This is a genomic window from Zoogloea sp. (assembly GCF_041904905.1).
In the GTDB taxonomy this organism is placed as follows: Bacteria; Pseudomonadota; Gammaproteobacteria; order Burkholderiales; family Rhodocyclaceae; genus Zoogloea.
Window position 1 is genome coordinate 34,192 of sequence record NZ_JAYRMI010000033.1, and the last position, 8,800, is coordinate 42,991.

An 8,800-nucleotide genomic window follows, 5' to 3' on the forward strand; every position below is an offset into this window, starting at 1 on the left:
GTTTGAAATGTGTGGGATTCTGGGCGTAGTAGCAACGACACCCGTCAATCAGCTTCTTTATGACGGCCTGCAGGTGCTCCAGCACCGTGGGCAGGACGCTGCCGGCATTGCGACGTCGCAGGACGGGCGCTTCCACATGCACAAGGGCTCCGGCCTCGTGCGGGATGTGTTCCGTACCCGCAACATGCGCGATCTGCCCGGCAACTGGGGCATCGCCCATGTGCGTTATCCGACCGCCGGTTCGGCGTCGGCCGCTGCCGAGGCGCAGCCCTTCTACGTGAACTCGCCGTTCGGCCTGATGCTGGCCCACAACGGCAACCTCACCAACTCGGAAGAGCTGAAGCGGGAGATGTTCCTGTCGGATCTGCGGCACATCAACACCAACTCCGACTCCGAGGTGCTCCTCAACGTGCTGGCCCACGAGCTTCAGGCCGCTGCCAAGAGCTTCCGCCTGGACGAGGAAACCGTGTTCACCGCCGTGGCTGGCGTGCATCGTCGCTGCCGGGGTGCCTATGCCACCGTGGCGATGATCTCGGGCACCGGCCTGCTGGCTTTCCGCGACCCCTACGGCATCCGTCCGCTGGTGATCGGCCGCAACGACACCCCCAACGGCACCGAGTGGCTGGTGGCCTCCGAGAGCGTCGCCCTCGACGTGATGGGTTTCAAGCTGGTGCGGGACGTGGCGCCGGGCGAGGCGATCCTGATCGACACCGAAGGCCGCTTCCACAGCCGTCAGTGTGCCGGTCACACCGTGCTGGCGCCGTGCATGTTCGAGTTCGTTTACCTGGCTCGTCCCGATTCGCTGATCGATGGCATCTCGGTGTACGACGCGCGGATCAAGATGGGCGAGTTCCTGGCCCGCAAGCTGCGCGCCACGATGCCCCATCTCAAGATCGACGTGGTGATCCCGATTCCCGACTCCAGCCGTCCGTCGGCGATGGAAATGGCCCATCACCTGAACGTGCCGTACCGGGAAGGCTTCGTGAAGAACCGCTACATCGGCCGCACCTTCATCATGCCGGGGCAGGCGATCCGCAAGAAATCCGTGCGCCAGAAGCTCAACACGATCCACCAGGAGTTCAAGGGCAAGGCGGTGCTGCTGGTGGATGACTCCATCGTGCGCGGCACCACCAGCCGCGAGATCGTCCAGATGGCGCGGGATGCCGGTGCGACCAAGGTGTACATGGCCTCGGCGGCACCCCCGGTTCGCTACGCCAACGTGTACGGCATCGACATGCCTACCAAGAACGAGCTGATCGCCAGCAACCGTACCGAAGAGGAAATCTGCCGCGAGATCGGTGCCGACGCGCTGATCTATCAGGATCTCGACGACCTCAAGGCGGCCGTTCAGGCCATCAACGCCTCCATCTCGATGTTCGAGACCTCCTGCTTCGACGGCTGCTACGTGACCGGCGACGTCACCGACGAGTACCTGTCGGGCGTCGAGAACCAGCGCAACGACGCGGCCAGCAAGCCGGCTTCCGAAGAGGGTGGCGGTCAGATGGACCTGAACCTCGTCTCCCGGAGCGAAACTTGAGTCACGATCCGATGCAGGGCCTCGATCCGGATACCCTGGCGATTCGCGCTGGCATCGAGCGCAGCCAGTTCAACGAGCACGCCGAGGCGCTGTACCTCACCTCGAGCTTCGTCTTCAACAGCGCGGCCGAGGCCGCTGCGCGCTTCTCCGGCGAGGAGGAGGGCAACGTCTACGCCCGCTTCACCAACCCGACGGTCACCGCGATGCAGCAGCGCCTCGCGGCGCTGGAGGGGGCCGAGGCCTGCATTGCGACGGCGTCCGGCATGGCGGCGATCCTCTCCACAGTGATGGCGCTGCTGTCGGCGGGCGATCATGTGGTGGTGTCCCGCGGGGTGTTCGGTGCCACGCAGCAGCTCTTCGGCAACATCCTGTCGCGCTTCGGCATCGCGTCGACCTTCGTGCCGGCTACCGACCTCGACGCCTATCGCGCTGCGGTCACGCCGTCGACGAAACTGTTCTTCATCGAGTCGCCGTCCAACCCGCTCACCGAGCTGGTGGATATCGCCGCGGTGGCGGCCGTCGCCCACGAGGCCAAAGCCCTCTTGGCGGTGGATAACTGCTTCTGCTCGCCGGCGCTGCAGCAGCCGCTCAAGCTGGGTGCCGATCTGGTGATCCATTCCGCCACCAAGTACCTCGACGGCCAGGGCCGAGTGCTGGGCGGCGCGGTGTGCGGCAGCAAGGTGCTGGTGGACGAGGTGCTGAAGTTCCTGCGCACTGCCGGCCCGTGCATCTCGCCGTTCAACGCCTGGGTGATCCTGAAGGGGCTGGAAACCCTCAAGATCCGCATGGCGGCGCAATCCGCCAGCGCGCTCGAACTGGCCACCTGGCTGGAGGCCCAGCCGCAGGTGGCGCGGGTGTTCTATCCGGGCCTGCCTTCCCACGCCCAGTACGAGCTGGCCCAGCGCCAGCAGCGCAGCGGGGGGGCGATCGTGAGTTTTGAAGTGAAGGGCGGCCGCGCGGAAGCCTGGACGGTGGTGGATTCGACCCGTGTCGTGTCGATCACCGCCAACCTGGGCGATACCAAGACCACCCTCACTCACCCGGCGTCCACCACCCATGGCCGGATCTCGCCGGAGGCCCGCGAGGCTGCCGGTATCCGCGAGAGCCTGCTGCGGGTTGCGGTGGGCCTGGAGGCGGTCGAAGACCTGAAAGCCGATCTGGCCCGGGGGCTGGCCAAGCTCGGCGCCTGATTCGCCTGTTCGCTCAAAGAGAAACGGCGCCTCGTTGGGCGCCGTTTTTCATTTCAGGGTGTGGCGGGTGAGTTGCCCATCAGCCCAGACCAGCACTTCGCCCTGGTCGTCCTGCCAGTCGGCGAGCACCCAGCGCTCGCAGGCGTGCCCGTCCACGTCGATGGCGTGCACAGCCGGGCGGTGGGTGTGGCCGTGGATGAGGCGCGGGAAGCTGTGCGCCCGGAGGAGGGCGGCGACGGCGTCGGCGTTCACGTCCATGATCGCCGCGGCCTTCTCGGACTTGGCTTCCTCGCTCTTCATGCGCACGCCGGCGATGATCTGCTTGCGCACGGCCAGGGGCTGGGTGAGGAACTGGGCCTGCCAGGCGGGGTTGCGCACCTGCTGGCGGAAGGCCTGGTAGGCGAGGTCGTCGGTGCACAGGCTGTCGCCGTGACACAGGAGGGCCGGCTGGCCGTCAAGGTCGAGCGGGCTTGGGTCGGGCAGCAGGGTGAGCCGGGCGCGGCGGGCGAAGTCGCCGCCGATCAGGAAATCCCGGTTGCCTGGCATGAAGAAGACCTGCGTGCCGGCATCCGCGAGGGCGGCGAGCTGGTCGGCGACGCGGGTGTTCAGCGGGTCGTCGAGATCGTCGTCGCCGGCCCAGTATTCGAAAAGGTCGCCCAGGATGTAAAGCCGGCTCGCGGCCCGGGCGGGGCCGGCGAGGTAGCGCTCGAAGAGCGCGGTGAGGGCAGGGCGGTCGGCACCCAGATGCAGATCGGAGATGAAATGGATTGGCATGCGTCGTTCGCCCCGCCTGGCTGCTTAGACCACTTCGGCGCGCTGGATGACCACGTCTTCCTTCGGCACGTCCTGGTGGAAGCCGGCGTTGCCGGTCTTCACGCCCTTGATCTTCTCGACCACGTCCATGCCTTCGGAGACCTTGCCGAACACGCAGTAGCCCCAGCCCTGGACGTTCTCGGCCTTGAAGTTGAGGAAGTCGTTGTCGGCCACGTTGATGAAGAACTGGGCGGTGGCGGAGTGCGGATCCTGGGTGCGCGCCATGGCGATGGTGCCGGCTTCGTTCTTGAGGCCGTTGTTGGCTTCGTTCTTGACCGGGGCCTGGGTGGCCTTCTGCTTCATGCCGGGCTCGAAGCCGCCGCCCTGGATCATGAAACCGTTGATGACGCGGTGGAAGATGGTGTTGTCGTAGTGGCCGGCTTCGACGTAGGCGAGGAAGTTCTTGACGGTTTCCGGGGCCTTGTCGGCGTCGAGTTCGATGACGATGTCGCCGTGGTTGGTGGTGAGTTTGACAGCCATGAGGTGCTCCTGTTGGGAAAGTGGGGTTACTTGGCGGGCTTTTCGGGCAGCTGGCGGACCGACTGGATGAGGACCGGGGTGGCCGGCACGTCGCGGTGGAAACCGCGGGTGGTGGTGGGCTCCTTGCCGATCTTGCGTACGACGTCCATGCCGTCGGTGACCTTGCCGAACACCGCGTAGCCCCAGCCGTCGGGCGACGGGTAGTTGAGGGCGCGGTTGTTCTCGAGGTTGATGAAGAACTGGGCGGAGGCGGAGTGCGGGTTCTGGGTGCGGGCCATGGCGATGGTGCCGGCGTCGTTCTTGAGGCCGTTCTTGGCTTCGTTCTCGATGGGGGCGCGGGTGGCTTTCTCTTCCATCTTGGCGTTCATGCCGCCGCCCTGGATCATGAAGCCGTCGATGACCCGGTGGAAGACGAGGCCGTCGTAGAAGCCACTCTTGGCGTACTCGAGGAAGTTGGCGACCGTCTTGGGGGCGCTTTCCGGGTAGAGTTCGAGCACGATGGTGCCGGCGCTGGTCTTCATCTCGACCAGGGGGTTGGCAGCGGCAGCGATCAGCGCCTGGCTGGCGAGGGCAACGGCGAGCAGAATCTTGTTCATGGAGGGGCTTTCCTGTGGGGAGGGGAATAGCGCTGCCGGCTGGGGCAGCGGATCAGGCGAAACCTTCGTAGACGATCTTCCAGCGCCCGCCTTCCTTGAGCCAGTACTGGCGCTTCTTGAGGACGTTGGAGAGGTTGTTGCTGCGGTAATCCTGCTCGAAGGTGACCACGACCAGATCCTGCTTGCCGGGGCTGCGGAAGACGCTCACCTTGTCGAGCTGGACCTTGATCCAGCTCTTGCTGGCATTGACGGCCTTCTTCTGTTCGGCCCAGCGGTCGTAGCCGCCTTCGTTATTGCGGAAGCTCTTCGAGTAGTGGGCCAGGTAGCGATCCACGTCGCGGCTCTCCCAATCCTTGCGCCAGCTTTCGATCTGGCGGTTGAGGGCGGCGCGTTCGGCAGCCCAATCGTCCACGCTCAGCCACTCGACGGTGTTGCTGATGATGACGGGCGTCAGGCCGATCTGGAGGTAGCTGGCGAGGGCGTCGAGATCGCGGTTGGTGAGCACCACGCAGCCGTCGGAGGCGCGGGGCGGGCGGGAATAGGTGTCGCTGGGCGTGCCGTGCAGCCAGATGCCGTGGCCGTCGCGGCCCTGCTGGCGGTCCCACTCGTTGGGGTAGCTGATCGGGAAGGCGCCGTTGCCGTAGAAGTCGGAGAGCTTCTGGCGGGGTAGGTTGGCGGTGACGTGATAGACGCCGACCGGCGTGCGTTTGTCGCCCTCGCGCAGCTTCTCGGACCCGAGCTTGCCGTGGCTGATGTAGTAGTCGGCCACGAAGCGGGGCCGCCCGTTGTCGTTCTGGTAGATGTAGAGGCGGGCCCGCTGGGTGTCCACCACGATGGCGTACTTCTGCTCCGGTTCCATCTGCAACAGGTAGCGCGGCACGTAGTTGCTGGGCGGGCGGTTGCGGTAGGCCTTGAGGCGGGCGACGGCCTCCTCGCGCAGGTCGGCGAGCTTGTCGGCCGGCGCGTCGGGTTGATTGCCAAATGTGGCCAGGGGCCGGGCCCGGGCGAGCAGCAGATCGCCCCGGATCAGGTGGGCCAGGCGGAAATTGGGATAGGCGTTGATCAGCGCATCGATCTTCTCGAGGGCGCTGTCGAGCCGGCTCCGCTCGATGTCCTGGAACACCGCGCCCAGCGCCGCGTCGGGATCGCTGCTGCGCGCGGGCGCCTCACCGGCCGCCAGAGCCAGCAGCGGCCCGCACGTCAGGAGGAGTGCGAGCCCTCTGCGCAACGCAGACTGCAAGTGCTGCATCAACCGCCAACCCGCTCCTGTTGAATCACCCATTTGCCATCCTGAAGGACAAGATTGAGTGTCTTGTTCGAGGAGGTGGACAAGTTGGCGGAGCGATAGTGCTGTCGCAGCTTCACGGTTGCACGATCGCCCGAGACGCTGACGACCTTCACGTTCTCGAGGTTGACCTCGATGTCACCCGGTTTGGTGAGGCGCTGGTTGCGCTCCTCTTCCCAGGCCTTGCGGTTGAGCCCCTTCGGCGGATCGAAATCCCGGGCGTAGTGACCCAGGTAGCCCTTGACGTCCTTGCGCGACCAGGAAGCGGCCCAGCTCTGGACCGACTTGGCGATCGCCGCGGCCTGGGCGGGGGTGTCGTCCTTGGGCTCCGGGCGTTTGGCGGGCTTGGGTTCTTCCTTGACGACAGGTGCCTGCGCGACGGCGACCGGGGCCGGCGCTGCAGGTTTGGCTGCCGGTGCGGGAGCGGGCGCTGGCGGTGCGACCGGCGCGGCGGCGGGCTTGGCCGGGGCGGGCGCTGGCGTAGCCAAGGCGGCAACCGGCGGTGGCGCAACCGGCTTGGCGGCCGGCACGACGGGCGCGGGCGTCGGCGCGGCGACAGCCACTGCAGCCGGCTTGCTCGCCGGCGCTGCGGCAACCGGCGCGGGCGGGCGGGTCGTCTTGCCGGTGACGCTCATCATCTCGCGAATCATCGCCAGTTTGTTCTGGGCGACCGTGTTGGAGGAGTCGAGGGCCAGCGCCTTGTCGTAGGCCTGGCTGGCGAGACGGGCGTAGATGTCGCCCAGGTTCTCGTGGGCGGTGGCGTAGCTGGGGTGGGTGCGGATCGCCATCTCCAGCGCGTTGCGGGCCTTGTCGTACTGGCGCTGCTGGGCATAGAGCACGGCCAGGTTGTTGTAGGGCTCGGGAAGCTCCGGGTAGTCCTCGGTGAGCTTCTGGAAGACCGCGATGGCTTCGCCGCCGCGGTTGAGTTCGGACAGCACGACACCCTTCAGGAAGCGCACCTGCGCATCCCGCGGCTTGGCGGCGAGGAGCTGATCGGCTTTTTCGAGGGCCTGGGTAAGCTGCCCCTGTTTGACGAGGGTTTGCAGATCCTGCAGGGAATCCGCCCGGGCGGGCCCGCAAAACAGGGTGGCCAGGAGCAGGGAGGCGGCGAGAGCACGTTTTGACATGTGATATGATCCGCCGGCGTACGCGGGCGCGCGAAATGGCGTGTTGGTCGGGTTGCTACAAGCCAGCCATTTTATCAAGAAGCGCAGTCGCCGACCATGCGCGCCCCCCGATTCCCTGTCGCCGGATGAGTACGCCTGCCCGGCTGGGCGCGTCTCCGGCTGCATCCTGTCCCGTTCCCTTCTTTCACTCGGTTTCATTGCGGTCTTTCTCATGTTGAAAATTCATAACTCCCTTTCGCGCAAAAAGGAGCAGTTCACCCCCATCGAACCCGGCAAGGTGCGCATGTACGTCTGCGGCATGACGGTCTACGACTACTGTCACCTCGGACACGCCCGGGTGATGGTGGTTTTCGACATGGTTGCGCGATGGCTCCGGGCCAGCAGCTATAACGTCACGTACGTCCGGAACATCACCGACATCGACGACAAAATCATCAAGCGCGCCCAGGAGAACGGCGAGAGCATCCGCGTCCTTACCGATCGCTTCATCGCCGCCATGCACGAGGACGCGGACGCCCTGGGGGTGCTGCGGCCCGATCACGAGCCAAGGGCGACCGAGTTCGTCGAGCCGATGCAGAAGCTGATCGGTAATCTGGTGGACAACGGTCTCGCTTACAAGGCGACCAATGAAGACATGTGTTACGCGGTGCGCAAGTTCGAGGGCTACGGCAAGTTGTCCGGCAAGTCGCTGGACGAGCTGCGGGCCGGCGAGCGCGTCGAGGTGGCCGGCGGCAAGCACGACCCGCTCGACTTCGTGCTCTGGAAACACGCCCGTCCGGAGGAGCCCGACGAGGTGAAGTGGGCCTCGCCCTGGGGGCCGGGCCGGCCGGGCTGGCACATCGAGTGCTCGGCGATGAGTTCCGAGCTGCTGGGGCATCACTTCGATATTCACGGTGGCGGGGCCGACCTGCAGTTCCCGCACCACGAGAACGAGATCGCCCAGAGCGAGGGCGCGCACCAGTGCAGCTTCGTCAATTACTGGATGCACAACGGCTTCGTGCGGGTGGACGACGAGAAGATGTCGAAGAGCCTCGGCAACTTCTTCACCATCCGCGACGTGCTGAAGGAGTACGCGCCGGAGGTGGTGCGTTTCTTCATCCTGCGCGCCCACTATCGCAGCCCCCTCAACTATTCCGACGCTCACCTGGTCGATGCGCGTCAGGCCCTGTCGCGGCTCTACACTGCGCTGCGCAATGTGCCGGCTGCAGAGGGGGGTGAGATCGACTGGTCTGCGCCGATGCCGGCCCGCTTCAAGCTGGCGATGGACGACGACTTCAACACGGCCGAGGCCATCGCGGTGCTCTTCGATCTGGCGAACGAGGTCAACCGCAGCCAGTCGGCAGAGGCCGCGGCCCAGCTCAAGGCTCTGGGTGGCGTGCTCGGGCTGCTGGAGCAGGCGCCGTCGGCCTTCCTGCAGGGCGGCGTCGAGGCCGGTGGCAGCGACGAGGCGGCGGCCATCGAGGCGCGGATCGCCGCACGCATCGCCGCCAAGAAGGCGAAGGATTTTGCCGAGGCCGACCGCATTCGTGCCGAGCTGCTCGCCGATGGCATCGCGCTGGAGGACACGCCGCAGGGTACCGTCTGGCGGCGGGCCTGAGACCAGCCGGTCGAGGCAAACGAAACAAAAAGGGCGCCCCGCAAGGCGCCCTTTTTGTTGGCGGTGACCCGTCCTGAAATAGCTTGACACTTTTTTGCCGTAGCAAGGAAGCGTCAATGGAATCAAAGCACAAGCGGACCCAGCGGGATTACAGCCTGGCTTTTAAGCTCTCGGT

General features: G+C 65.9%; 8 protein-coding genes. 3 read left to right on the forward strand and 5 right to left on the reverse strand.

Annotation, left to right across the window (positions count from 1 at the left end):
• The first annotated feature begins 7 nt into the window (after nucleotides 1-7).
• On the forward strand, nucleotides 8-1,537 hold the full coding sequence (gene purF, locus ACE3N6_RS11050) for an amidophosphoribosyltransferase (protein ID WP_374245728.1): 1,530 nt from the start codon (nucleotides 8-10) through the stop codon (nucleotides 1,535-1,537).
• An 11-nt stretch (nucleotides 1,538-1,548) separates the two neighbouring features.
• Nucleotides 1,549-2,727 carry an O-succinylhomoserine sulfhydrylase gene (locus ACE3N6_RS11055; protein WP_374245744.1) on the forward strand — a complete coding sequence of 393 codons (1,179 nt, stop codon included), beginning with the start codon at nucleotides 1,549-1,551 and terminating at the stop codon, nucleotides 2,725-2,727.
• Between the two features lie 48 nt (nucleotides 2,728-2,775).
• On the opposite strand, the gene ACE3N6_RS11060 is transcribed toward ACE3N6_RS11055, so the two are convergent.
• Genes ACE3N6_RS11060 through ACE3N6_RS11080 form a run of 5 tightly spaced genes read right to left on the reverse strand, consistent with a single transcriptional unit; the run spans nucleotide 2,776 to nucleotide 7,028 of the window.
• On the reverse strand, nucleotides 2,776-3,501 hold the full coding sequence (locus tag ACE3N6_RS11060; RefSeq protein ID WP_374245730.1) for a UDP-2,3-diacylglucosamine diphosphatase: 726 nt from the start codon (nucleotides 3,499-3,501) through the stop codon (nucleotides 2,776-2,778).
• 24 nt (nucleotides 3,502-3,525) lie between these two features.
• Nucleotides 3,526-4,020: a peptidylprolyl isomerase B gene (gene ppiB, locus ACE3N6_RS11065; protein ID WP_374245732.1), complete on the reverse strand. Its 495-nt coding sequence runs from the start codon at nucleotides 4,018-4,020 to the stop codon at nucleotides 3,526-3,528.
• Nucleotides 4,021-4,046: 26 nt separating this feature from the next.
• Nucleotides 4,047-4,616 carry a peptidylprolyl isomerase gene (locus tag ACE3N6_RS11070; protein ID WP_374245734.1) on the reverse strand — a complete coding sequence of 190 codons (570 nt, stop codon included), beginning with the start codon at nucleotides 4,614-4,616 and terminating at the stop codon, nucleotides 4,047-4,049.
• A 52-nt stretch (nucleotides 4,617-4,668) separates the two neighbouring features.
• A complete protein-coding gene (locus tag ACE3N6_RS11075; RefSeq protein ID WP_374245736.1) occupies nucleotides 4,669-5,844 on the reverse strand; it encodes a L,D-transpeptidase family protein in 1,176 nt (391 codons plus the stop codon).
• A gap of 20 nt (nucleotides 5,845-5,864) precedes the next feature.
• The gene (locus ACE3N6_RS11080; RefSeq protein ID WP_374245738.1) at nucleotides 5,865-7,028 is read right to left on the reverse strand and encodes a tetratricopeptide repeat protein; all 1,164 of its coding nucleotides are present in this window, start codon (nucleotides 7,026-7,028) and stop codon (nucleotides 5,865-5,867) included.
• A gap of 211 nt (nucleotides 7,029-7,239) precedes the next feature.
• Between ACE3N6_RS11080 and cysS the strand changes: the two genes are divergently transcribed.
• Nucleotides 7,240-8,625, forward strand: coding sequence for a cysteine--tRNA ligase (gene cysS, locus ACE3N6_RS11085; protein WP_374245740.1), 1,386 nt, complete (start codon nucleotides 7,240-7,242; stop codon nucleotides 8,623-8,625).
• Nucleotides 8,626-8,800 lie beyond the last annotated feature (175 nt).

Coding starts and splice junctions, on each gene's coding strand:
- cysS (WP_374245740.1), top strand. CDS start 7,240: ATGTTGAAAATTCATAACTCCCTTTCGCGCAAAAAGGAGCAGTTCACC.
- ACE3N6_RS11060 (WP_374245730.1), bottom strand. CDS start 3,501: ATGCCAATCCATTTCATCTCCGATCTGCATCTGGGTGCCGACCGCCCT.
- ACE3N6_RS11080 (WP_374245738.1), bottom strand. CDS start 7,028: ATGTCAAAACGTGCTCTCGCCGCCTCCCTGCTCCTGGCCACCCTGTTT.
- purF (WP_374245728.1), top strand. CDS start 8: ATGTGTGGGATTCTGGGCGTAGTAGCAACGACACCCGTCAATCAGCTT.
- ACE3N6_RS11070 (WP_374245734.1), bottom strand. CDS start 4,616: ATGAACAAGATTCTGCTCGCCGTTGCCCTCGCCAGCCAGGCGCTGATC.
- ppiB (WP_374245732.1), bottom strand. CDS start 4,020: ATGGCTGTCAAACTCACCACCAACCACGGCGACATCGTCATCGAACTC.
- ACE3N6_RS11055 (WP_374245744.1), top strand. CDS start 1,549: ATGCAGGGCCTCGATCCGGATACCCTGGCGATTCGCGCTGGCATCGAG.